Below are 24,850 nucleotides of genomic sequence, written 5' to 3' on the forward strand. Positions count from 1 at the left end.
GAAATGTAAATATCTACCAGACCTGATTACAATGCTTTACACTGGAAACATCACTGAAACCGCTCGTTTCAAACCCAGGCTATATGTTATGAAGTACCAACGAATCAACGAAAAATCCGGCTCCCCTTTTCTGCCTTCTGCCAAAGCCAATGTGCTGCGGGAATCGTTGTGCCTGCCAGCGGCAGTGCTGAAAAAAACACAGCTGGAGCAAAATATCCGCTGGATGAACAGTTTTGCCGCCGCTCATCAGGTGCAGCTGGCACCCCACTGCAAAACCGCCATGATGCCAGCCTTGATGCAACAACTGCTCAGATCCGGTGTCTGGGGCCTGACCGTTGCCACGGCCTATCAGGCGCAAATTGCTGCAGAGCACGGTGCTAAAAAAATTCTGCTGGCCAATCAGTTGACAGGCCGCGCCAATATGGCTGTGGTTGCGCGTTTGCTGGCTTCTGGCGCCGAAGTGTTTGTTTGCGTGGATCACAGCAGCGACCTGGCAAGGCTGAACCAGTTTTTTGCCACAGAAGCATTGCAGTTGCCGGTACTGATTGAACTGGGCGTGCCTGGTGGTCGCTGCGGTTGTCGCAGCCACGAACAGGCGCTGGCGCTCTCCAGGCAGCTCCAGCAGTTTCCGGCCCTGCAACTGGCCGGCATTGAATTTTATGAAGGTGTGATTAAAGGTGAGGCTGCAGAACAACAAATCCGTCTGTTTTGTCAGGGGGCAGCCGCCTTACTGCAGCAGCTACAACACAGTGGCGCGCTGACCCGCCCCAGAGCCTTATTAAGCGGCGCAGGTTCGGTCTGGTATGACGTAGTGGCCGAAGAATTTCAGCAAAGTCAGCTGGCGGACAGTACAGATTTACTGCTACGCCCTGGCTGTTACATCAGCCTGGATGTGGGTATTTATCAGCAAAGCCAACAGCAAATCACAGAACGCAGCAGTGTGGCCTGCATGCAAAACGGCGCCTTGCAAAATGCGCTGGAAGTCGCCTGTTATGTGCAGTCAGTGCCAGAGCCGGGTTTTGCCGTATTAAACCTCGGAAAACGTGATGCCGCTTTTGATGCCGGGCTGCCGCTGGTGCTGGCGTTGTACCGCAACGGCCAGCTGCTGGCCAAGCCGGATACGGCTAATCAACTGAGTAAAATGATGGACCAGCATGCATTCTGGCATTTTGGTGAACTGGATGTACAAGTCGGCGATATGCTGCTGCTCGGCACCTCCCATCCCTGCCTGACCTTTGATAAATGGCGGCAAATCTGGTTAGTGGACAATGACTACAACCTGCTCGAAGCACTTCCTACCTGTTTTTAACCGCGACAGTTTCAACAGAACAGCCATAAAAAAGCCCGCCATCAGGCGGGCTTGGTGTTCAGGTTAACAGTCAGGGCTTAGATAGCGTTGTCGGACAACACACCTGGCTTAAAGCTGTCCACGCTGATGGATTCAAACCGCAGTTTGTTCATCACCCGCAGTTGTTGGGCTTCGTCGCTGCTGATCACACTGGCGTCCAGCGCTTTTTCAATCAGAATATCCATCGGCAGTTTGCGGGCAATAGTGCCTTGCTTCTGTGCTGCGTAGATTTTCTTCATTACTGGCTGGGCTTCGTGCACCGCAACAAAGGCCGATTCCATTAACCCTGTCGGGTCGTTTTCACCTTCACCGATAAAGCACAGGTGAGTCAGGCGGTCACGGATCACACCAGGTTTCAGCAGCGCGTCACAGATATCCTGCGCCGTCTCATCGGCAGGCATTTTGTAGCCAATACCAAAAGGGAACACCAGGGTCTTCAGGACGCGGGCCACCACACGGCTAGGGAAGTTCTGTAAGAAACCATCCAGCGCTTTGCCAATTTCAAACAGGTTACGTTCTACGGCGTAACGCACGAAAGGTAAATCAGCCACCTGACGGCCATTGTCTTCATAGAACTTCAGTACCGCAGACGCGATATACAGATGGCTTAATACGTCACCTAAACGGGCGGACAGCATCTCTTTACGTTTTAAATCGCCACCCAGCATCAGCATGGAGAAATCAGCGCACAACGCCAAAGCACGGCTCATCCGGCTTAATTGCTTGTAGTACTTAGCGGTTTCGCCAGCCACCGGGCTTGAATTAAAGGCACCGGCCGTTAAGCCCTGGAACAGCGCACCAAAGGTGTTGCCCATGGCAAAACCAATGTGCTTCATCAGCAGGCTGTCGAACTGCTTCAGGCCTTCTTCCGCATTCGGGTTGGCCGCCGCTTCCAATTCCTGCAGTACGTACGGATGGCAACGGGTCGCCCCCTGACCAAAGATCATCAGGTTTCGGGTCAGAATGTTGGCCCCTTCCACTGTGATGGAAATGGGCATGCCCATATAACCATGTGCCAGGTAGTTTTTCGGACCCACCTGGATAGCGCGGCCTGAGTGAATATCAAAGGCGTCGTTCAGCAGGGTGCGCGACATTTCGGTCATATGGAACTTGGCAATGGCCGTCACCACAGAGGGGCTCAGGTTCAGGTCAATGGCACCTGCCGTCATCACCCGCATGGCTTCCAGGCTGTAGGTGTAAGCACCAATACGGCCCAGTGCTTCCTGCACGCCTTCAAATTTACCAATCGACATACCAAACTGCTGACGGACATAAGAATAAGCACCAGTCATCCGGGTGGCTAAATGACCCGTGGCGGTCGCCAGTGCTGGCAGCGAAATACCACGGCCTGCAGACAGACACTCCACCAGCATACGCCAGCCACGACCGGCGTAATCTGGACCACCGATAATCCAGTCCAGTGGAATAAACACGTCTTTACCGTAGGTAGTACCGTTCATAAAGGCCATGTTCATTGGGAAGTGACGGTCGCCAATTTCCACCCCCTGGTGGCTGGTTGGGATCAGCGCACAGGTAATGCCCAGCTCGGTTTTTTCACCCAGCAGGTTGTCCGGGTCGTACAGCTTAAAGGCCAGGCCCAGAACTGTGGCCACAGGCGCCAGCGTAATGTAACGCTTGTCCCAGTTCAGCCGGATCCCGACCACTTCGTTGCCTTCGAACTGCCCTTTACAGACCACGCCGGTATCCGGAATACCGCCGGCGTCTGAACCCGCTTCCGGGCCAGTCAGCGCAAAACAAGGCACTTCTTTACCGGCAGCCAGACCTGGTAACCAGCGGTCTTTTTGCTCCTGGGTACCATAATGCATTAACAGCTCACCCGGGCCTAAGGAGTTAGGCACCATAATGGTCACAGCGGCCGTTAAGCTGCGGGTAGCAATGCGCGACACAATAGTGGAGTTGGCAATGGCAGAGAATTCACGGCCACCATAGCTCTTTGGAATAATCATCGCAAAGAAGCCGTTGCCTTTAATGTAGCTCCAGACTTCAGGGGGAAGGTCGCGTTGTTCCTGCACAATCTTGTAGTCATCCAGCATTTTCAGCAGGGTTTCCACTTCATTGTCCATAAAGGCCTGCTCTTCTGCAGACAATTCGGCTTTTGGAATGGCGTGCAGTTTGTTCCAGTCTGGTTTGCCTTTAAACAGCTCGCCGTCCCACCAGACATCGCCCGCTTCCATCGCTTCACGTTCGGTGTCCGACAGTGGCGGCAGGATTTTTTTAAACACAGCAAAAATAGGTTTGGTAACGAGGTTACGCCGGATATCGGCCACACCCAGTACCACAATCAGTGCGACCAGTAGCAGGATCACAATGGACATAAGTTTTATCCTTCCGCGAGCTTAGTTAGGGTTTAAAGGTGAGGCAATACCAGCAGCCAGGTATGGGATCAGCCGCTGGATCACGCCTTCTATTTCTACGTTTTCATTAAAATCTGCTGCAGCAATTTCCTGCAACGCCTGGTTGGACGCCATGGTAAACACTATGGTGCCCAACGAAAAATGCAGCCGCCAGAAAATTTCACTGGCGGGTAACTGTGGACAGGCCTGTTGCACCAGCAGCACAAATTTATCCAGCACCCGGCCGTGATGATGGTTAAAAAACCAGCGTAAATGGCCCTGCACGTCGGTGTAGCCGCGCCCCAGCAACTGCAGAAAAATTCGCGTGCCCTGCGGTTTGACGGTATTGAGTTCCAGCAAAGGTTTAACAAACACTGTCAGCACCGTATGCAGATCATGGGCTTTGGTCTGGGCCAATAACCGGCTGAACTCCTGATCCAACCTTGGCATCAGCACCGACAAATACCGCTGCAACACCGACTGGATCAGCTCTTTTTTTGAACCAAAATGATAGTTCACCGCTGCCAGATTCACTTCCGCTTCGCTGGTGATCTGCCGCAATGAGGTATCGGCAAAACCACTGCCTGCAAACAGCTGCTCCGCCGCATCAAGAATTTTTTGTTGGGTATTGAGTTTCGCTGACATGCAAACACCAGATTAAAACGCTTGTTTGAAATGTACGTTTGAAACCAAGCACTGTCAAGCCGCCAAAACGCAAAAAAGTGCTTCTGGTCGGACTTGTTTTGATGTTGTGAAAAAATCAGCCGCTGCCGCCGTCACGGCACAATAACGCCTTGCTTAAAAAACGACAAAGGAGCCGGGTGGCTCCTTTGTGCTGGCCACTGACTCATTAAGTGGCCTGGTCCAACAGCTGCTGCAACAGCTTGCAATCGTCCGCCTGTTGTCTGGCATAGGCCAGGCAACTGCCAATCAGCTCCTCGCCTGCCTGTTCCAGGCTATCCACTACGGCCTGTTCAAAGCGGAATGAACGCCGGTCTCCCCTGCTATGACAGAGCGCCAGCGCCTGACCACAGGCCGTGGCGTAATCAGCCAACTGTGTGGCGACATCTTTTGCTGCCAGGCAAACGGTTTCCGGGTCCACATCCACATTGGCGTGGTGCAACGAACGCACTAAAAAATGGGCACCGTTAAAATAATGCTCATCCAGCACTAAGTCTGGCCGGCGCTGCATCTGGCGCTGACAGTCCACTGTCAAATGCGCGGCATTCAGCCGGTTCACCGGGCTGAGCTCAGGGAAATGATGCAAAGGGGCCGCATCCCGCTGCTGCTTGGCTTCGACCACATGGCAGAGGCTGAAGTCCTCATCACTTTCGATACGCGCAGGACCCACCAAAAAATAATAACGTTGCATATTCAGCGACCCAGTCCCAGCGCCCTGCCGTGTCACCAGATCCAGGATGTGATCGTTCAGATAGGGCCTGAAACTATGACTGACCGCCTGATACTCCTCTGCAGGTAAGCGGGTAAATTTACGGGCATCCTGCTTAAATTTCAGCGGCTGCACCGACAGGTCAGCCAGTTTCGCCAGGGTACTTTTACGCAAAAAGTCTTCACCTTTGGCCGAACGTTTAATGGCCTTTTTCAGCAGAGGCTTTAACACATGGGATTTGGGGAAATCGTCCAGCGCACTGTAACGCAGCTCAGGCTCCGCCAAAATGGCTTTGCACTGCTGGCGATACGCTTTTAAGAATGCCCGCAGCGCAGCTGCAGCGTCAGATTCTGTCGCCGCTGCCAGCCCTTCAAGGTCCAGCCCTTCGTCATTCGGGTAAGCACCACTGAGCACACCACGGCAGTAGTCCGCGGCCAGCAACACACTGACCATAAAGCGGCTTAAATCCCAGCCGGCATGGCCCACACAAGCATCATCAAAATCATTGGGGGCGAAGATCACCCTGTCGCCACTGGAGCCTTCTTCGGTAAAAAAACCAAAATTCGACAGATGGCAATCGCCCACCACAGTGGTCAGCGGCCATTGCTGTAATGCCTCAGGTAATGCCAAAACACCGGATTTAATATCCAGATAAAACAGGCCCGCACTGCCCCGTAAAAAACGAAACGGCTGCTGCGCCATTTTCTGGTGTTTCGCCAGTGCAGGTCGCTGCGCCGGATCGGCCTGATCCGTTCTTACTAACTCAGCGCGGATCACTGCGCTGCGGGATGCTGTCTTTGCCATCTTCACCTCCTGTAAAAGTACGGCTTTATCCTAGCGCCAGTGATGAACAGACACCATTAAACTTTGTAAGCAAACGTAGGTTACACAGCTGCCATGCATTCCACTTCCACCCTGGCCCCTAACGCAAGGCCGCTGGCGGCGAAAGCACTGCGGGCTGGCAAGGGCGCTTGCACGTACTGCAGATACACCTTGTTTGCCGCTGGCCAGTCCTTAATGTCCGCCAGCATCAGGGTGCATTTGAATAACTGCCGGTAATCCAGCCCATGCTCCTGCAACACAGCACCAATATTTTGCATGGCCTGATGCATCTGGCTGTCAATATCGGTGCCGTTCAGCGTCATAGTGCCGGGAAAATTGCCCAGTTGGCCCGACAGATACAACACGCCATTGACCGCTTTAGCGCTGCTGAACGGCAGCTTCGGATCGTCGCCGCGGTAAACAAAACGGCCATTTTTCAGTACATGACTGATCTGGGTGGTTCGCCGAATATCCTCCGCCGGGTTGGCCGCAAGCACCAGCAGGTTGGCTTTTTTGCCCACTTCAATACTGCCCAGTTGCTGCTCAACACCAATGGCTTTGGCGCCATTGAGCGTGGCAGCCTGAATGGCCTGCAGCGGAGTGAGCCCGGCCTGCTCCACCAACAGCTGCAATTCCTGATGCAGCATGGGGTATGGCAAGCCTGCCATGTCACTTTGATAATCAGTGCCCGCCACAATAGGGATACCCTGCTGATGCGCCAGTTGGGTCAGCAGAATACCGTGCTGGTAAATAGTGGGGGCATTGTGGTTGCGCCGTTGCAGCTGGTGGAAAATAGTCAGGGTCGCGTCCAGCATGGTGCCTTTGGCTTTCATTTGTTGCAATAAACCCTGGTAGCGCGCCGGGTCGAAGGACGCTTTTTCAAGCTCCGGGCTCACCGGCTTGTCCTGGCGTCGCCATAACTCAAAAGGTGAAATCACGGTGGCGGCTAAATCCGGCGCATGGGATATCACGTCAACACCCGCCTGCACGGCATCCGCCGGTTTGGCCGGGCCTACATAAGCATGGGCCCAGACCTTCACGCCATGACGTTTGGCCGCATCCGCCAGTTTGGGCATCAGCTCTGCCGGCACTTTGGCGTAAATCTTGATACCTGTGGCACCCGTACCCAGAGTGCGCAACATCACTTCATCCATAGCGGTGGCAGCTGTGACCGCTCGCATCCAGTCGGTGTTGCCCGGCTCTCGGCCGCGGGCAGAGGCGATAGTGCGGGGATCGGCAAAAAACTCAGGCCCGCCGATAATCACCGAATAATAAATATCGGGCGCCTGAATGAGATCCAGCTCCGCCTGACGTTTGAGGCCAGCCAGCACCCGCACATCGCCGCCCATATCCCGTACTGTGGTGACGCCGCCACGCAACAATAACCGCATCCGCTGCTCTACCAGTTGCGCATGATCACCGCCTTCTGGTTCTGTGGCGTTATGCACATGGGCATCAATCAGCCCGGGTAACAGATACTGACCGGTTAAATCCACCACTGTGGCAGCTTTGGCCCCCTGGCGACTTCCAGCCAGGTAAATAGCGGTGATCTGAGCGCCTTCAATTTCGACACTTTGTGCCGGAATAATTTTCAGCGCCTTCACATCCACCAGATTGACATTGCTCAGCAGCAGGGGTTGCGCCAGGACAGCAGGAGCGGCCGCCAGTAATGCCAGGCTGGCATGCAGCAGTACGAAAGGATTTATCTTCATGATGAACCTGTTGTTATTATGATCCTGTTGTTTTTATACCCAAGCGGCCTGCAATACACCAGCACGCAGTGCCCTTCAGGTTTGGCTTTTCCTGTTCCCCACCCGGCCTAACCTCGCCCCCCAACCTCTGAGCTGCGCATTTTTTAACCAGAAGGCCCTGTACCTTTGCTTTGGTTCAGGTATAATCGCGCGCACTTTTTTCCGCCCCTAACTTTGCAGGACATCCATGACAGTCGAAACCTTTGACCCGAAACAAACCACCACACTGGAGACTCCAGTGAAAAGCCTGACTGAGCAGGCCGCCGTGGCCAATGGCACAGGCGCAAAAATCGGGTTTGTGAGTTTGGGCTGTCCGAAAAACCTGGTGGACTCCGAACGTATTCTGACTCAGTTAAAAACTGAAGGTTACCAGATAGTTCCTACCTACAATGACGCTGAACTGGTGATCGTCAACACCTGCGGTTTTATTGACAGTGCAGTGCAGGAATCGCTGGACACCATAGGCGAAGCCCTGGTGGAAAACGGCAAAGTGATAGTGACCGGCTGTTTGGGTGCGCGCGAAGATGAAATTCGTGAAGTGCACCCCAATGTATTGGGCATCACTGGCCCACATGCCTATGAAAATGTGCTAAAGCAGGTGCATGATTTTGTGCCCAAACCCAAGTACGACCCTTTTATTCAGCTGGTACCAGACCATGGTGTCAAACTGACGCCCAAGCACTACGCTTACCTGAAAATTTCCGAAGGCTGTAACCACCGCTGCACCTTCTGCATTATCCCGTCCATGCGTGGCGATTTAGTCAGCCGTCCTATAGGTGAAGTACTGGACGAAGCGGCCCGGCTGCAAAAAGCCGGGGTGAAAGAGCTGTTGATTATTTCACAGGACACCAGTGCTTATGGTGTGGATGTCAAACACCGTACCGGCTTCTGGAATGGTCAGCCGGTCAAAACCTCGATGCAGTCACTTTGTGAAGCGCTGGCCGATTTAGGCATTTGGGTTCGTTTGCATTATGTGTACCCCTACCCGCATGTGGACGATGTGATCCCACTGATGGCGGCCGGTAAGCTGCTGCCTTACCTGGATATTCCATTCCAGCACGCCAGCCCACGTATTCTGAAATTAATGAAACGCCCAGGCCAGTCTGACCGCGTCTTGGAGCGCATTAAAAAATGGCGGGAGATCTGCCCGGATTTAACCATCCGCTCCACCTTTATCGTCGGCTTTCCGGGCGAAACCGAAGAAGAATTCCAGGAATTGCTGGAGTGGCTGGAAGAAGCTCAGCTGGACCGCGTTGGCTGCTTTAAATACAGCCCGGTGGAAGGCGCCAAAGCCAACGACCTGCCAGATCCGGTGCCGGAAGAAGTGAAAGAAGAGCGTTATCACCGCTTTATGCAAACCCAGCAGCGTATCAGCGCTGAGCGCCTGCAGCGTAAAATCGGCCGCACTATTGCCGTACTGATTGACGAAGTGGACGAAGAAGGCGCCATTGGCCGCAGCTTTGGTGACGCACCGGAAATTGACGGTGCTGTGTACCTGAACGGCGAAACGCAACTCAAACCGGGCGATCTGGTCAGCGCCTTGGTGGAAGAAGCTGACGAATATGATTTATGGGCCAGCCTGGTCGTCTGAACAGCTGAAACCGATCCGCGAAAAGCCAGAGTTTGACTCTGGCTTTTTTGTTTCCGCTCTGCTGCACTTTATCCTGAGTTCGCGCCTGTACAACTCAAATCCCTTCTCTGCAGCTTGCAGCCAGAGCACAGGCTTGTTCTGATGGGTGTTTTGTCGTATTAAAACATAACAGCGCAAAGGAGTTCGCTTCCCTGAAGCGGTCTGTGGTAAAACCAACCAATGCACTGAAAACAAATTACAACAAACTACAGAAAACGATGGGGTCTTGTGATGCAACGACGAATGTTCGCCACTCTTTTATTCTGCTCGGCTCTGGCTTTACCAGCAGTGGCCGCTGATAACCAGCTGACAAAAGAAGAACAAAATGCGGGCTGGACATTGCTGTTTAACGGCCAGGATATGCAGCAATGGCGCAATTTTAAAAGTGACAGTTTAAACCCTCTGTGGGTGATTGAAGACAACGCCATGAAACTGATGGGCCAAGGTGGCGGCGATATTCTGACCAAAAAAACCTACCGCAATTATGAGCTGATGCTGGACTGGAAAATCTCCGAAGTCGGCAACAGCGGTGTGCTGATTATGGCCGATGAAAGCGGCCAATATATCTATTCCCATGCGCCGGAAATTCAAATCCTTGATAACGAGCGCCATCCGGACAACAAACTGGCCACCCATTTGTCCGGTTCCTTATACGATATGGTCGCCTCGCCTGTCGCTTCACAGAAAAAAGCTGGCGAGTGGAACACAGCACGGATCCGGCTGGAAAATTCCCGCCTGCAGGTTTGGCAAAATGGCATTGCGGTCACTGACATTCTGATTGGCAGCGCCGAGTGGAAAAAACTGGTTGCAGGCAGCAAATTTGCATCATGGCCTGGTTTTGCCGCCAATAAAACAGGCCATATTGGCCTGCAGGACCATGGCGACCCGGTATGGTTTAAAAACATCAAAATCAAAGAGCTGAACTGATGAGCGCAGAACAACAAAGTACCCATGAAATTATTGTGGTCGGTTCTGGCGCCGGTGGCGCTATGGCCGCCTACGAGCTGACCCGGCAGGGCCGCAAAGTGCTGCTGCTGGAAGCAGGCCGGGATTACGACCCCAAAACTGAAACGCCGATGTTTAAACCCAATCATGCCGCTCCGCTGATGGGAGCGTCCACTGTCGACAAAGACTTTGGTTATTACGATTCCACCATAGACGGCGGCTGGACAGTGCCGAATGAGCCTTATAGCTCCGCAGAAGGCTCGGAGTTTTTATGGTGGCGGGCCCGGATGCTGGGTGGCCGCACCAACCATTGGGGCCGCTATTCGCTGCGGTTCAGTGAACATGACTTTAAAGGCAAAAGCCGCGACGGTTTAGGCGCCGACTGGCCTTTCACCTACGACGACATTGCGCCCTGGTACGATAAAACAGAAGCCCTGGTGGGAGTCTGCGGCACCAATACAGGGCTGGATGATATGCCGCCCTCGCCGGAAGGCGTACTGCAGCCGCCCCCTAAACCCCGGATCCCAGAACTGCTGGTCGCCGCTGCGGCGAAAAAACTGGGCATTGCTGCCGCGCCTATGCACAGGGCCGTTTTGACCAAACCTTTGGATAACAGAGCCGCCTGTTTTTATGCCACCCCATGCGGCCACGGCTGTTCTATTGGCGCCGCCTTTCAGACCACCACCTCGCTTATTCCTATGGCCAAAGCCACAGGTTTACTGGAAGTGCGCACCAATGCGATGGTGCGCCGGGTAGACACCAACGCGAATGGCCAGGTGACAGGTGTCACTTATGTTGATAAAACCACAGGCACAGATGTCACCTTAAACGCCAAAGTGGTGATCCTGGCCGCCAGCGCTTGTGAAACCGCACGTTTGCTGCTGAACTCTAAAACCGACAAGCACCCGCAAGGCCTCGCAAACTCCAGTGGTCAGGTCGGCAGGAACCTGATGGATTCCACGGGCGCCAATCTCAGCGCCATGATCCCGGCGCTGCAAGGCCGGCCGCGTTATAACGAAGACGGTCACACCGCCAACCACCTGTTTATTCCCTGGTGGGGTCACACAGCCCAGGCCAACAAAGAACTGGATTTCCCACGTGGTTACCATTTTGAAATTGGCGGGCGTTTTTCCGAGCCTGGCGCTTATGTCAGCGGTCAGTTCCAGGGCTACGGCAAAGACTTAAAACAACAGGTTCGCCAGCAATATGGCGCCTCTGTTGGTTTTGCGCTGCGGGGCGAAATGCTGCCCAATGAACACTGCTACATGGACATTGACCCAACACTGACAGACAAATGGGGCATTCCGGTGGCGCGCTTCCACTGGAAATGGTCTGAGCATGAACTGAAACAGGTCGAACATGGCTTAAAAACCGCCAAGGCCATTTTTGAAACCATGGGCGCCACAGTGGCAGAACTGCCGAAAGCCGAAGACGCCATTCTCAAAGGGGGCCAGATCATTCACGAAGTGGGCACCACCCGAATGGGCGAGTCCGCCAAAGACTCAGTGACCAACCAATGGGGCCAGAGCTGGGATTGTCCAAACCTCTTTGTGATGGACGGCGGCGTCTTTGCATCCAACCCACATAAAAACTGTACCCTGACTATTCTAACCCTGGCGATGCGCAATTCATCCTGGTTGGCTGAACAACTGAGCAAAGGAGCGCTGTGATGACAACACCCACTGAACAACAGCCGCATAACCCGCAACAATCAGAGTACCGCTCTGGCCTGACCCGGCGCGAATCATTAAAACTGATGCTGGCGCTGGCCACCACCGCCTTATTGCCGGGCCTGGCTGGCTGCGAAGACAGCAGCAAAACCGCAGCCAGCGGACCTGCGGTTGCCAAAGCGACAGGTGAACACTGGCCAGAGCTGAAATTAGACCCCATTACAGCCAAAGGCTACGGCAAAGACCCCAACCTGATTATGCCCCCCGAGTCGCCCTGGCCTTTGACCATGACCGCCAGTCAGCTGACCTTGCTGGCCGTGGTGGCTGATATTCTGGTACCGCGGGAAGGCGCCGTGCCTTCAGCCTCCGAAGTGCATGTGCCGGCCGTGGTGGATGAATGGGTCAGCGCGCCTTACGAGACGCAGCAACAGGACCGCATCACTATTCTGAGCGCCCTGGCCTGGATAGAAGATGAAGCGAAGCTGCGTTACGGCAAAGGCTTTACCGGCTTAACTAAAACCGAACAGCTGAGCATTATGGATGACATTGCGTACGACAATGCCGAAACAAAACCTCAGTTTAAGCGTATTGCCGGTGCTTTTAACCGCTTACGTGGCCTGGTGCTGGCAGCCTTTTTCTGCACCCCTGAAGGCATGAAAGATATTGGTTATCTGGGCAATACCGCCATTGCCGGTGAATACCCTGGTCCAACGGCAGAAGCCTATGCCCATTTAAACCAGATACTGGCAGATTTGCAGCTGACGCCTTACGCCTACCCTACAGCGTAAATTGTGAACTGCTGGCGGCCCCCAGAGCACCGATTAGTTTAAGAAGTAAGCAGCAGAGCAGCCTGAAAAAGACTCAATCAAGGCGTAACAGCGAAGGAATAGTGGCTCTTTCGAGCTGTTACAACGCGGAGTGAGGTTTTTTCAGGCGCTCCCATACGGGCGAAATCAGAATGGACGCATGCGGCGAGAGTGTAAAAAAACCGCTGTCAGGGCAGCGGCTTTTTCACGGATTGAATCCAATCAACTCAGGCGTTCCAGAATTCCTTTACGCCGTACCAGATTTTTATAGTCCCATTGGATCTCTGTAGCCTGTGCCAGCCAGTGTTGCAGACTGGTCAGGTCAACCTGAGCTGCATCGGTATAGAACACCGAGGCATCTTTAAATTTTTTCCCCACAACCGGCAGTACAGGCCCGGAGAAACTGGCGCCGCTCCAGAACATCAGTCGTATTCCGGCTTTTTGCTTGCTATAACCAACAATAGGGTTGCCATCGAAAAACCAGACCGGGTGTGCATGCCAGACTTTATTCTCCGCTTCTGGTAACAGCAGCTCAATCTGACTGGCCAGTAGTTCACACACAGCTTTCTCTGTGGCGCTTAACTGGTTGTGGTAGTTCAGCGTATCCGCATGCATCACCATTCTCCTGCCCTGTCTCCACCCACACCTGCCACTTCACGGCGCTTTGCGTAAAATTTTATCCATGCTTTTGCCTTTCGCCAGCTCATCAATCAACTTATCCAGATAACGGATTTTACGCGTTAATGGGTCTGCCACCTCTTCCACCCGCACGCCGCACACCACCCCTTTGATTAGCGCAGCATTGGGCTGAAACAGCGGTGCCTGGGCAAAAAAACCGGCAATATCGGTTTGTGCAGAAAGTTGCTGTGCTAACCCCGCGGAGTCGTAGCCGGTCAGCCAGCAAATAATGCTATCCACTTCTGCCTGGGTCCGGCCTTTGCGCTCTGCTTTATTCAGGTAGGCCGGATACAGGCTGGCAAAAGGCAGTTTAAAAATACGATGTTCAGTCATGTGGATTGTTTCCCTTTGGCTGGTTTTTGCAGCACCAGTGCAATACCGCCTAACACCACTATGGACGCCACAGCCAAACGCAGGCTGATGGCTTCCTGCAAAAACACTACAGCGGCAAAAGCGGCTATCACAGGCACACTCAGCTGCACTGTTGCTGCAGTGGTTGCTTTCAGTGACGGCAACACCGCATACCAGAGCGCATAGCCAAGTCCTGAGGTTAAAGCCCCGGACAACACGGCATAAACCATTCCCGGCGTATCGTAAGACAGCTCTGGCCAGCACACTAACCCCAGCGCCAGCCCCATAGGCACAGCCAGCATAAAATTCCCTGCTGTATGCTGCAGTGGATTAGCAACACCACGGCCGCGCAACGAATACAGAGCCCAGGCCACACCTGAGAGCACCATCCATAACGAAGGCATCAAAGGCGGCGCAGACAGCCCCGGCAGCAACAAACCAACCAGACCGGCACAGGCCAGCAGCATGCCGCTAAGCTGAAGCAGATGCAATCGCTCGCCCCGATACAGGCCATAACCAATCATGCTGATTTGCACAGCACCAAACAGGATCAAAGCACCAGTTGCTGTGCTGAGTTCCACATAAGAAAACGAAAAACCAACAGCGTAGACAAAAAGCGCCAGCGCAGAGAACCAGCTGCCTGAGCCTTTAGCACCGGAACGCCCGCGGCTGAACAGCACCAGCAGCCATAACACCAAAGCACCGGACAGTAAGCGCAGGCTGGTAAAAGTGGCGGGATCCGTGTCGGTCTGTAACAAAGCCGCGCGGCATAATAAGGAATTACCGGCAAAAGTTATTAGCGCCAACACCGTCAGTAGTGCTGTTTTCCATAAAGGCATACGCGACATCTTGAACCTGGATCAGCCGCACAACCCATAGACCAGACCAAAAAGCAAAAACTGGGCTGTATGGTAACCGCCGTCAATCAGCCATAACTTAAAGGAGCGCTGGGCAAACTGGTAATTAATGCCAAAACTGGCGGCCACAAAACCCAACCCGACCATCAGGCCCATATGCAATGCCGGGTACAGGCCGGGATTAGGCCCAACCAGCACAGAAAAACAGAAGGCTGCCAGCAGCGAAAATAAAAAACTCACCCCAAAGACTTTGGCCGGGTGCCCGGTTTGTGGCACACCACCGTTTTCTTCATTCCAGGCTTTGCCAAACAGCAGGGGCGAATACCAAAGCCCACCGACTAAAAAACTGGACACTGCGGCCAGTACAATCACCCAAATCTCCATCTTGCCTCCTGTTGATCCTGTTTCTTATGTTTTCGTTTTTTGTTTGATCTCTAACTTTGCATGTTCAAACAAGGGAATAAAGTCTTTTTCTGCATCCAACTGCAAAAACACCGATAAATAAATCTGTTTCAGTTCTTCCGGTAAAGGTTCAAAGCCAAACCGGACAGAAAAAGTCGCTTTGCCGGGTCCCTGCTGTTGTTGCAGCATCTGTTGTGTTTGCTGAAAATTTTCAATGGCAGTGCCGGATAACTTCAGCAGATACTCTGTTTGCGCCGCTGTCGTTGAAAAAAGCCTGTTTGCGCAGCAAGAGTCCGCTGTTCCAGTAACACCAGCGGAAACTCAAACTGCTGTTCGCCCTAGGCAGTTTGCAGCGCCAGACTCAAGGTGGCCTTAGCTACATCCGCACGTACAGGCTCGTCAAGCTGAACTTTTGCCCGGATCTGTTCGGGTTTCATGGCAATAAAATCGTCTTTCTCAAAAGCGCTCAGTGCTAACAACGTGCTCAGTGGCATAGCGGCGCAGCCTGCCAACACCAGCGAAACGACAAAAAGTACAATCCGTTCCACTGCACTACTCCTTGTAAATAAATGTTCGTAACCATCTAAGGCCAGTCAGATAAGCAGTTTTTTTGCAAAAACTGCTTATCTATTCACGAGTTGGTTTGGATGCAGCGGAAAAGGCAAAGCTCACGCAGACACGCCGTGAATACGCTCCCTGTAGGCTCGGCTTTGGCTTGCCGGGGTTTTGCAGAACAAAACCCGTTCGGTGGGCAACAAGCCAGATTGCTGGCTTGCTGAAACCCCCACCTCACCCTGCCAAAGACGGTCTGCTTAGTTCTTTGCCTTTCCTCGCTTTGGATGGACTCAGTTACTTCAATGTGTTAGTCCAAGGGCATCCTGATACTGCGCCATAAAAAACAATGCCAGTCAGTTTAACAATGGCGACAGCGCTTTACTCAGAAGTACTGCCGCCAGAACGCGGTATTAAGGGGCGGTTTTGCTGACCAGCACTACGAGTTTTTGCGGGCCCATTTCCATCGACGCTTCCTGGTCATAAGCCACAATCAGTTCAGGCTGCATCCGTTCACCTTTTTGCACCACTGTGGTTGCGACCTTCACTGTCTGGTCCGATTGGGGTGTCAACGTAAACTCGTAGCTGACATCGTCACCCAGAGTAAAAGAGGATGCCTGCCCTGCTTCAACCACCATCACAGGTGAAGCCATCAGTCCACCCTGGTGGTACAAAGAGGTCGATACCTTATAGGTTTGAGGTGGTGTACAGGAAACGACAGCCAGTAACGAGGCCACTACAACTAACGCTTTAATTTTCATCGTAATTTCCCTATTTTTTAGTGAACAATTCCATGCTTCCAACCCGTCATTGGCTTGGTTCTGCTGCATCATAAGCCTGCTGATAGGATAAATGGAAACCATGGATCAGCCGGTCCACCGCTGCCAGATTCAGCGCATTGGGTTTTATCTTACTGCCCTGAGCCAGCTGTTCCCTGTGCAGCTTGAGTGCTGCCAGGTCCCTCTGCAAAAAAGCAGCCGTCGCCAGCACATAGTCATTCCACAAAAAGGGAGATTTTTGCTGCTGTTCAGCCGTGAATAACAGCTGTGGCACCAATTTCAATGCCTGCGGCCTGTTGTCCGCATACGCATGCATTTGCAGCAAATGCCACTTCACAGAATTGGGTTGTGTTTTGCTTTGCGCCATCCAGGCCTCAATCAGCACCGCGGCTTCAGAATAACAGCGCTGAGCTTGCAATACCCGCCAACCCGCATCCGGCGTCTGATCAAAAGCCTGATACGACAAACTCAGATCTGATTTGAGTTGTTCAGCCAGCAACGACTGGCAATCCGCCTGCACTGAGCTGGCAACCATTGCGCCTGTAGCGCAAACAAGGAACCAATAGTTCACAGTTTCACCCTTAGCATTGCCTTATCGACGCGTTTTCAATTGGTTTCATAGTAATAAAGGTCATCCGCCACCTTATCCAATATGGCCAGCTGCTTCAGATCAGCCAGTGGCTGACTTAATTTAGGCCGGTCGGCGCCAGCGTTCAGCAACAGAACACCGGATTCATTATCACCCACGCCCACACCAACCAGACGAATACCCTCTTTTTCCCGTCTAAGCGCACTCAGGCCACTATCACGCATTTGTGCAGTCAGCGCTTCGATTTGCGCTTCGGTGACAGCAATACTATCCAGATACGCAGCCAGACTCGGCCATTTTTTCCAGACGCCAGAAGGCACAAACCCCATCTCGGCGCTGGGAATGGCTTCTTTGGCAGTACCAGATAACAGGAAGAGATCATTTACCCTCACTTCGTCTGTGGGTGCCCAGACAGACAGTAGTTGCAGCCCGTTAATCTGCCGAAAACTCTGGGCCAGAGTACGCAACCTTTCTGGCTGGCGGATCAAATGAGCTTTGCGACTGGGTGGACACAGAGGGCCGCAAAAAAAGTGGTCTGTGATCCTTTCCGCTTGAAGCCTGCATGCGTGAGCTGTTGCCCCCAGGTAGAGGTTTCTCAAGTCGTTCGCTTCCGCAGCACTGTTGGCTTTGCGTACTTCCAATCCAAGCGGACCAAAAGTAAAGGTGCGATAAGGAAAGATAGCTGGATTGGCTCGGACCACTTCACAACTGTCCATCAAATGGGGGATCAGCAAGCGGAATTCCGACTCACCACGAAAGTTACTGTCCGCGACTACAGGACAAACCACTAAACACGTCAGCGCGACTAACGATGTCCTTATCATTGATAATCCTTGTTTGAATGAACCTGCGCTCTACGACTAAGCCTGAAGCGCTTCCGTCAGTAGCAGAAGCTATCCATCATCAGGCATTTACAAAGAAAATCAAAGGCTTTTATGGGTTCAGGCTGTATTTATTTTCGGGATATCGATCAATATCTGCTGGTTATTTGGTGCCCCGCTTTGCCCGGCTTGTCCTGTTGTCCCATACTGACATGCCGCCAACACCCTTTATGGAGAGGATACGAATGCCTTTGAGGCTACACCTTTTATTACTGCTCGTTGTCCTGATCGCATCCACCAGCCTGGCAGCAGAGTCACCCAATAAACTCAGCAAAGTCCGGTTAGGCATCCATAATTTCCCCCCCGGTTTTGTAATGTCCGAGGACGGAAAAGTTTGCGGCGGCCGTGCCGTCACCATCCTGGACAAAATTTTAAAACCTGCCGGTTTGCAGGTTGAACCTGTGTGTGGCACCGCAGCCCGTATTTACCGCCAGCTGGACAGTGGCGATATGGACATGGGCATTAGTACGGTCACCAACCCTTTGGTCAATCATGCACATACTTTTTTAACCCCGGCTTATACCGAACTGGTGCTGGTGTTATACAGCCATCCAGAGGCATTGAGTGGCGCTGACGCCAATTCTGTCGCGGCGATCCGGGGGCTTGAATACCAGGGCCAGCGGTTACTGATGCAGCAACAAGGCTACCAATTTATTGAAATGCCGGATGCCATCAGCGCGAGCAGTTTTTTTCTGCATCAGCGCGCGCAGCACCTGATCAGTTACGAAGGCCCGTTTCTGTATTATCTGGAGCAGCATGCACCGGACAGATCACAGCACATACGGCAGCAACCATTGATGAAAGTGGATGCACAACTGGTGGTGTCTGCCCACTCAGTCTACAAGGAACGGATCATCCAGGCTGTAACAGCCTTTGCCGCCACGCACAAGTGCCGCTATCTGACGGAGTGCCCGCCCACCGATGCGGCGGCACTCTTGAGTGATCACCCTCCACTCTGATAGCGCTTTGGTGTTTCGCGGCTTTCACGCTCCAACTGGCGCTGCAGTTCTTCACGGCTTTGTTTCAACAGCTGCAGATAACTCTTCTCGTCTTGCTGCTGGCGAATAAGCTGCATTTTATCAATCAGCTCATAGTTGGCGGCCCTGAACCGGTCGGCCAGTTCCTTCGCTTCATACTGGCCCAGCCCCAGCTGAGTTAAGACAGCGCGGCCCTGATGCAACGAAGCTTCAAACAGCTCCCGCTCGATAAACTGCACCCCAAGCGCGCGCAGCTGATACAGATGGGCAACGTCCTTGGCTCTGGCCATCAGGGTCAGGTGTGGAAAGTGTTCGCGTGCCGCGGCAACAATACGGTTGATGGCGTCCACCTCATCTACAGCCACCACCAGCACCTTCGCTTTGGCGGCCCCAGCGGCTTCCAGCACATCCATCCGGCTGGCGTCGCCGTAATACACATGAAAGCCGAATTTGCGCATGTTCTGGATCGTATCGGAGTCGTGATCCAGCACAGTGGGGACTACGCCATTGGACAAGAGTAAACGGCCGACAATCTGACCATAACGGCCAAAACCAGCGATGATCACCGGGCTGTCGTTGTCCTGCACATCACTGCTGCCGGAGGCTTGGGTTGCACTGCGGCACAACCAGTTGTCATACAAGGTCATCAACAAAGGAGACACCGCCATCGACAACGCAATCACCAGGTTCAGCATGGCGCCTTCGGTGGCACTGAGCAAAGCCCCTGCAGTGGCCAGCGCCGCCAGCACAAAAGCAAATTCACTGCCTTGACCCAGCAGCAGCGCATAGCCCAGACGCTCCGGCCTGGCCAGCTTCAGAAGCATGGCCACTGCATACAACAGCGCTAATTTCACCACTAAAAACAACAGCAATAACAGCAGGATCAGCGGCCACTGTTCGAGTAATAAAGACAAATTGATGGCGCTGCCAATAGTGATAAAAAACAGGCCTAAAAACAGCCCTTTAAAGGGCTCCAGGTCGGCCTCCAGCTGATGGCGGAACTCAGAACTGGCCAGCAGCACACCGGCAATAAAAGCGCCCAGACCAGCTGAAACGCCAACCGCAGTCATCAGCTCCATCACCCCTATCACCAACAGCAGTGCCAGGCCGACAAAGAGCTCGCGTGAGCCATAATGCGCCACCCAGTGCAGCAAATAACCAATCAGGTAACGCCCGGCCAGCAGTAACGCCGCAACCGCAGCCAGAGCCCATAAAGGCTCAAAGCTTTTAGCACCGTCTGACGGCGCCAGTACGGACACACCAATCAGTAACGGAATGGCGACCATATCCTGCAGCAGCAACGCACTGAACACCGTCTGCCCTGTTTGTGTGCCCATCAGATTGCGGTCTTTCATCAACTGCACCGCGACCGCCGTCGAGGACAACGCCAGGGCCAGACCGATAAACACCGATAAACCCCAGGACAACCCCAGCCACTGACTGCACAGCGCAATACCCAGGGCGCAGACCACTACTTGCAAGGAGCCAAATAAAAATACGCGATGGCGCATGGCCCACAGCTTTTTCGCATCCAGCTCCAGGCCAATACTGAATAACATCAGCACCACCCCCAGTTCGGCGAGCAGCGCAATGTCGGCGGTATTTTCCGCCAGTGCCAGACCCGCAGGCCCTAAGGCCAAACCAGCCAGCAAATAGCCCAGCACCACGCCAAGACCGAGCCTTTTGGCCAGCGGCACCACCAGCACCATAGCGGCCAGATAAATCATCAGGTAAGTCAGAATGTTCAGGTGCATATCAGCTCCGCTCTGTGTGCCTGACAAGGGCCAGTTGCTGCAGACCACTGCGGTATCGCTCAGCAGCCTCTGCCGCCGTGGTCGTGTCGGCCAATGGTGGCAGGATCAAAGGCCTGTGCCAGTGCATGCCACAGGCGTCTGCCAGCTGCTGCATAGGTTTAAACAGGCTGTGTGGATCGCAGCTGTCCGGCGCTTTGCCCTGACCGACCGTTTGAGCAACCAGCCAGAAACCCACCCCTTGTACCGCCGAGCTGACTTCGCCTTTGCTGTTCTGACCAAAAGCCCAACCTGCGACAAAGACTTTGTGCAGATACTGCACCAACAGTGCCGGCGGTAAGCCCCATTGCAGCGGGTAATGCAGGATGATGGCATTGCTGTGGCTCAGCATTTTCTGTTCGGTTGCCACATCAATATAAAAATCCGGATACAGCTGGTACAAATCGCGCAGTTCAAGGCCTGGCCAGTGCTGCACAGCATTCAGCAGCCACTGGTCTTCCCTGGCATGCAGGGAGTACGGGTGCGCATACAACAAACTAATCATCATTCCTCCCTGCCTGGAGCCAGCATTCGATAGCGCTGGCTCAGCTTTGGGGTGTTAACGCAGAAAAAATTTCATAAGCTTCAGGTGACTGCATATAGCCTGCAACTTTGTGCGGGTGCAACACCACGCCATTCAGGGCAGTTTTTAACAATAACTTATTGTACGGACTGGCCTTGTCATCCTGCAGATACCTGTCCACCTCAAACCAGCGCGCCTGCAGTATCTCGTTGGCGTCGGCCACTGGTGTTGTTTCATCCGCATAAAGGCGGCAGACAAAATAAATATTGGACGCCCCAAATTGCCCCTGGTGATGGTGGCGCAGCGCCAGCATGCTATCAAAACGGGCTTCGATACCGGTTTCCTCTCGTACTTCCCTCACCACGGCTTCAGCCAAATGCTCTTTGGCATCCACCATACCGCCGGGTAATTTAAAGTAAGCTGCTGTTTTGCCGGGCAGGGGTTTTTCCTGCACCAGCAGCACCTTGCCGTTGGGCGACAGCACCACAGCCCCCACCCCTATACTGTGGGTAGCTGCCAGCGGCAGATAGGCATTCGCCTGCAGTTTTTTTACCAGCATCAGCATCTGCGGCTGGCAATGGTGAAACTCAAAACCCAGGGCGACGGCGTAAGGCACTAAATCAGCCCGGCTGGCTGGCAGCTCCAGCCAGCACAGCAGGTAATCGGACTGCCAGGCGACAATGCTCTGGGCCAGCCGGTCACTGAATTCAGCCGTTGACACCGGCAGTTGCTCAGGCCCGATAAAACAACCACCATAAGGATTCACTAAGGCTTCAAACATCCTTTGCTCCGGCTAAAAACAAACCCGGCCAGGCCGGGTTTGTTGCACTTTGACTAACGGAATAACACTTTTTCTTTCTGAAACCAACTGACACAAAACGCCAGCATGGCCCCGGCCAACACCACTGTCGACCCCAGAATTGCCAGCAACATGCCGGTGTCCATGGTGCCTTTAATCAGCTCTTTAATCGCCAGTGCCACATTGGTGACCGGCAGCATGGCCATGGCCCAGTTCAGTTCAACTCCTGGCAACAACGCCACCACCAGCGGCATAAAGATGATCATGCTCAGTGGCCCGACATAGTTTTGTGCTTCTTTAAAACTGCGGGCATAGATCGACAGGCTGAGCAGCAAGGAAGCAAAAATGGACGACAGCGGGATCAGCATCAGCAAAATCAGCACCAAATCGGCCAGACCCAGGGTGCTCATGGTTTTCTCAACAATGTCCACCCCCATCATGGAACCTATCACATAACCCCAACCACCAAAACTGGTCACAGTGATCAGTGCAGTCGCCAGCCCTGTGGTCAGTACGGTGAGGAATTTACCCAACACAATGGCGGTGCGGCTGATGGGGCAAATCAGCAGGGTTTCCAGCGTGCCACGCTCTTTTTCGCCAGCACCAATATCAATAGCCGGGTAAGAGCAGCCCATCAGGCAGAGCGGGATCAGAATGTAGGCAATAAAACCGCCAATTTTTTCTCCCAGATTCTCGCGGCTTTCCGCTGTATTGACCTTATCCAGCTTCACAGGCTGCAGCAGCGCATTCACCTGCTCTTTGGCCACCCCCAGCTTTTCCATCTTGGCCAGCTGTAATTGTTGGCTGTAGTCCTTCAACAGATCGTTAAAGTACTTATCAATCATGTCCAGCTGCGAAGACATGTTGTACACCACAGTCCAGGTACTCTGGTTCAGCTGATCGGCCGAGGAGTCAAAATCAGCCGGAATGATAATGGCCAGATCAAACTTGTTGTCACGAATGGCTTGCTTGAGCTCATCCACTTGCGTCAGTTCAGACTCCACTTGTTTAAAGTTTTTGTGGTAAAACAACGCCTCTTTCAGTTCTGGCGCTTTGTGGGCATTGATAATCACATAACGGTGTTCTTCGGATTCAGCCTTTTTTACCACATTGGCCATCACGGCCCCCATGATGCCAAACAGCACCGGGAACACCAGAATGGGCAACAGGATCACAAAAAACATGGTTTTTTTATCACGGACCAGTTCGGTCAGTTCTTTCAGATACACCTGCCACATTTAATTCTGCTCCTTCTGAATCACAGCCAAAAAGGACTGACGTAAATCGCCGGTTGGGCTCAAAGCCTTAAACGCATCCAGACTGTCCGCAAAAGCACTGATGCCTTTGTCAATCACCACCACCCGATCACACAAAGACGACACTTCATCTAAATGATGGGTGGAAAAAATCACCGGAGTCCCTTGTTGTTTCAGCGACTGAATAAAATCCAGTACCGTTTGGGTGGTCATAATATCCAGCCCCGTGGTCGGTTCATCCAGAATCACCACCGCAGGTGAATGCACCACAGCCCGGGCTATCGCCGTTTTTTGCTTCATCCCGGTCGACATAGCGTCGGCGCGACGGTTGGCAAAATCATGCATAGTGAGCAGGGTAAACAGCTCGTCGATACGCTGTTTCAGCGCGGCTTCGCCCATGCCATGCAAACGGCCAAAGTAGGCCACATTTTCCAGTGCGGTCAGCCGGCCATACAGACCGGTATTACTGGACAAAAATCCGATTTTTTTCCGGGCCTGCACCGGTTTTTTCAGCACGTCAGCACCGTCAATCACCACAGAGCCGGCATCCGGCTGCAGCGCGGTGGATAAAATACGTAAGGTGGTGGTTTTACCTGCACCATTCGGGCCCAGCAGGCCCAGCACTTCCCCTGCACCGCAGTGAAAACTGACGTTACGTACGGAGTGAAACGCCTCTTTGCTGTAACGCACGTCCTGTTTTTCACTGTCGGATACTTTCTGGCCGCGACTGATGGCAAAAGATTTTGCCAGTCCGCTGATTTCAATCATCAGGAAACTCCCTGTTCTGTCTGTTGCCGTTTTGGCCGGAAATAGCTGGTGTTCTGGTAAAACGCCAAATCCTGGCCCGCAAACCACCCAGGTACACCTAACAAAGGCAATGGGCTAAGTTGCTGATGATTCAGCAGTTGATCAGGGTTGGCAAGCTGTTTTGCTAATAATTCATCTACAAAACTGTAACGCTCTGTATCAAAACGTTGCAGCTGCTCTGCAGTAATGTCCAGCACCCACAGCTTGGCGGTCAGGCCAATAAAGGGCCGGGTGGCCATTTCATAATTGGCATGGCCAAAGATCAGCGGCTGTAATTGGGTCCACAGCTCTTGCTGCTGATAAAAGGCTTTTTGCCATTGATGTTGCCGCAGCCACTGCGCCAGTTCAGCCTGTTCTGGTGTGAGGCACAATACCAGGCCACATTCATCCAGCAAGGTCAGCTTATGGCGAAGCTGGCTGCGCACCTTCTGACCATGCGCCTGCAGTTCAGAGCGGTGCAGCGCATTGATCTGCTGCTTGCTCTTTGGAAACAGACACCAAATCAGCGCACCAAATAAGTCATGCCAGTTGTTGGCCCGCAACGGAATTTGCCGGGTGTCAAAAATAAAGTCTTCGTAGTAACGGCCGTCCTGTTCCAGCAGGCTTTGGTCTACAAAACACCAGTCCGTTAATCCGGTGTGTTGATGCAGCCACTGCGTCAGTAACCGGCAATCCGGAAACTGAGGGCAGTCAGCCAGAGGAAAATGCAAAGCAAGATCGTTAAACAGCGGATTTGTAAGAAAAATATCGCTCTGCCACTGAGGCGGTGCCAAAAATCGGCCAGGTTTTTCTGTTGGGGTCATGCGGTTATCCTGTGGCCCGCTCTGAAAACTTCAGCCAGGCCTTACCTCCGGTTTTGCTGAAAAAACCTCTTGCTTTTTCTGATGCAACTG

The 24,850-nt window shown here is 53.2% G+C and carries 25 protein-coding genes; 6 read left to right on the forward strand and 19 right to left on the reverse strand.

The genetic code is table 11. The features are described 5' to 3' along the window. Positions 1-88: 88 nt before the first annotated feature. Positions 89-1,309, forward strand: a complete 1,221-nt coding sequence (locus WKJ03_RS16405; protein ID WP_337843317.1) for an amino acid deaminase — start codon at positions 89-91, stop codon at positions 1,307-1,309. Between the two features lie 77 nt (positions 1,310-1,386). Here WKJ03_RS16405 and WKJ03_RS16410 read toward each other — a convergent pair whose 3' ends face one another. The 4 genes from WKJ03_RS16410 to WKJ03_RS16425 form a co-directional block, all read right to left on the reverse strand. Further along, positions 1,387-3,684, reverse strand: a complete 2,298-nt coding sequence (locus tag WKJ03_RS16410) for an acyl-CoA dehydrogenase (RefSeq protein WP_337843318.1) — start codon at positions 3,682-3,684, stop codon at positions 1,387-1,389. 21 nt (positions 3,685-3,705) lie between these two features. Continuing rightward, on the reverse strand, positions 3,706-4,347 hold the full coding sequence (locus tag WKJ03_RS16415) for a TetR/AcrR family transcriptional regulator (protein ID WP_337843319.1): 642 nt from the start codon (positions 4,345-4,347) through the stop codon (positions 3,706-3,708). Between the two features lie 205 nt (positions 4,348-4,552). Continuing rightward, entirely contained in the window at positions 4,553-5,896 is a 1,344-nt protein-coding gene (locus WKJ03_RS16420; protein ID WP_337843320.1) for a DUF2252 family protein, read from the reverse strand. A gap of 80 nt (positions 5,897-5,976) precedes the next feature. Further along, complete coding sequence (locus WKJ03_RS16425; RefSeq protein WP_337843321.1) at positions 5,977-7,626, reverse strand: amidohydrolase family protein; 1,650 nt, start codon at positions 7,624-7,626, stop codon at positions 5,977-5,979. Between the two features lie 226 nt (positions 7,627-7,852). On the opposite strand from WKJ03_RS16425, the gene rimO reads away from it, so the two are divergent. The 4 genes from rimO (at position 7,853) to WKJ03_RS16445 (ending at position 12,698) form a co-directional block, all read left to right on the forward strand. Next, entirely contained in the window at positions 7,853-9,256 is a 1,404-nt protein-coding gene (rimO, locus tag WKJ03_RS16430) for a 30S ribosomal protein S12 methylthiotransferase RimO (RefSeq protein WP_337843322.1), read from the forward strand. Positions 9,257-9,526: 270 nt separating this feature from the next. Further along, a complete protein-coding gene (locus tag WKJ03_RS16435) occupies positions 9,527-10,222 on the forward strand; it encodes a DUF1080 domain-containing protein (protein ID WP_337843323.1) in 696 nt (231 codons plus the stop codon). Further along, positions 10,222-11,910 carry a GMC family oxidoreductase gene (locus tag WKJ03_RS16440; RefSeq protein WP_337843324.1) on the forward strand — a complete coding sequence of 563 codons (1,689 nt, stop codon included), beginning with the start codon at positions 10,222-10,224 and terminating at the stop codon, positions 11,908-11,910. The genes WKJ03_RS16435 and WKJ03_RS16440 overlap by 1 nt, the downstream gene beginning before the upstream one ends. After that, positions 11,910-12,698, forward strand: coding sequence for a gluconate 2-dehydrogenase subunit 3 family protein (locus WKJ03_RS16445; protein ID WP_337843325.1), 789 nt, complete (start codon positions 11,910-11,912; stop codon positions 12,696-12,698). Before WKJ03_RS16440 ends, WKJ03_RS16445 begins: the two co-directional genes overlap by 1 nt. 240 nt (positions 12,699-12,938) lie before the next feature. On the opposite strand, the gene WKJ03_RS16450 is transcribed toward WKJ03_RS16445, so the two are convergent. From WKJ03_RS16450 to WKJ03_RS16490, 9 genes are all read right to left on the reverse strand, one after another. Further along, positions 12,939-13,331 (reverse strand): DUF1801 domain-containing protein, encoded by a 393-nt coding sequence (locus WKJ03_RS16450; RefSeq protein ID WP_337843326.1) that lies wholly within the window; start codon positions 13,329-13,331, stop codon positions 12,939-12,941. Positions 13,332-13,370: 39 nt separating this feature from the next. After that, on the reverse strand, positions 13,371-13,727 hold the full coding sequence (locus WKJ03_RS16455; protein WP_337843327.1) for a DUF2200 domain-containing protein: 357 nt from the start codon (positions 13,725-13,727) through the stop codon (positions 13,371-13,373). Next, entirely contained in the window at positions 13,724-14,584 is an 861-nt protein-coding gene (locus WKJ03_RS16460) for a DMT family transporter (protein ID WP_337843328.1), read from the reverse strand. The genes WKJ03_RS16455 and WKJ03_RS16460 overlap by 4 nt, the downstream gene beginning before the upstream one ends. 21 nt (positions 14,585-14,605) lie before the next feature. Further along, on the reverse strand, positions 14,606-14,986 hold the full coding sequence (locus WKJ03_RS16465) for a DUF1761 domain-containing protein (protein WP_337843329.1): 381 nt from the start codon (positions 14,984-14,986) through the stop codon (positions 14,606-14,608). A 24-nt stretch (positions 14,987-15,010) separates the two neighbouring features. Beyond that, positions 15,011-15,193, reverse strand: a complete 183-nt coding sequence (locus WKJ03_RS16470) for a hypothetical protein (RefSeq protein WP_337843330.1) — start codon at positions 15,191-15,193, stop codon at positions 15,011-15,013. A 149-nt stretch (positions 15,194-15,342) separates the two neighbouring features. Next, positions 15,343-15,552 (reverse strand): hypothetical protein, encoded by a 210-nt coding sequence (locus tag WKJ03_RS16475; RefSeq protein WP_337843331.1) that lies wholly within the window; start codon positions 15,550-15,552, stop codon positions 15,343-15,345. Positions 15,553-15,969: 417 nt separating this feature from the next. After that, entirely contained in the window at positions 15,970-16,317 is a 348-nt protein-coding gene (locus WKJ03_RS16480; protein ID WP_337843332.1) for a hypothetical protein, read from the reverse strand. Between the two features lie 46 nt (positions 16,318-16,363). Next, entirely contained in the window at positions 16,364-16,906 is a 543-nt protein-coding gene (locus WKJ03_RS16485; RefSeq protein ID WP_337843333.1) for a hypothetical protein, read from the reverse strand. A gap of 35 nt (positions 16,907-16,941) precedes the next feature. After that, on the reverse strand, positions 16,942-17,391 hold the full coding sequence (locus WKJ03_RS16490) for a hypothetical protein (protein WP_337843334.1): 450 nt from the start codon (positions 17,389-17,391) through the stop codon (positions 16,942-16,944). Positions 17,392-18,119: 728 nt separating this feature from the next. Here WKJ03_RS16490 and WKJ03_RS16495 point away from each other — a divergent pair. After that, positions 18,120-18,764: a hypothetical protein gene (locus tag WKJ03_RS16495; RefSeq protein WP_337843335.1), complete on the forward strand. Its 645-nt coding sequence runs from the start codon at positions 18,120-18,122 to the stop codon at positions 18,762-18,764. Here the strand turns inward: WKJ03_RS16495 and WKJ03_RS16500 are convergent. From WKJ03_RS16500 to WKJ03_RS16525, 6 genes are read right to left on the reverse strand one after another with little or no spacing between them, the layout of a single operon-like run. Further along, complete coding sequence (locus WKJ03_RS16500) at positions 18,749-20,536, reverse strand: monovalent cation:proton antiporter-2 (CPA2) family protein (RefSeq protein WP_337843336.1); 1,788 nt, start codon at positions 20,534-20,536, stop codon at positions 18,749-18,751. The genes WKJ03_RS16495 and WKJ03_RS16500 overlap by 16 nt on opposite strands. 1 nt (position 20,537) lies before the next feature. Then, on the reverse strand, positions 20,538-21,077 hold the full coding sequence (locus WKJ03_RS16505; protein WP_337843337.1) for an NAD(P)H-dependent oxidoreductase: 540 nt from the start codon (positions 21,075-21,077) through the stop codon (positions 20,538-20,540). A gap of 40 nt (positions 21,078-21,117) precedes the next feature. Continuing rightward, positions 21,118-21,876 (reverse strand): NUDIX domain-containing protein, encoded by a 759-nt coding sequence (locus tag WKJ03_RS16510; protein ID WP_337843338.1) that lies wholly within the window; start codon positions 21,874-21,876, stop codon positions 21,118-21,120. Between the two features lie 53 nt (positions 21,877-21,929). Then, complete coding sequence (locus WKJ03_RS16515) at positions 21,930-23,132, reverse strand: ABC transporter permease (RefSeq protein ID WP_337843339.1); 1,203 nt, start codon at positions 23,130-23,132, stop codon at positions 21,930-21,932. Next, a complete protein-coding gene (locus WKJ03_RS16520) occupies positions 23,133-23,918 on the reverse strand; it encodes an ATP-binding cassette domain-containing protein (protein ID WP_337843340.1) in 786 nt (261 codons plus the stop codon). Beyond that, positions 23,918-24,760 (reverse strand): DUF3025 domain-containing protein, encoded by an 843-nt coding sequence (locus tag WKJ03_RS16525; protein ID WP_337843341.1) that lies wholly within the window; start codon positions 24,758-24,760, stop codon positions 23,918-23,920. Before WKJ03_RS16525 ends, WKJ03_RS16520 begins: the two co-directional genes overlap by 1 nt. Positions 24,761-24,850: the final 90 nt, after the last annotated feature.

This window comes from Rheinheimera sp., from assembly GCF_037442525.1.
GTDB lineage: Bacteria > Pseudomonadota > Gammaproteobacteria > Enterobacterales > Alteromonadaceae > Pararheinheimera.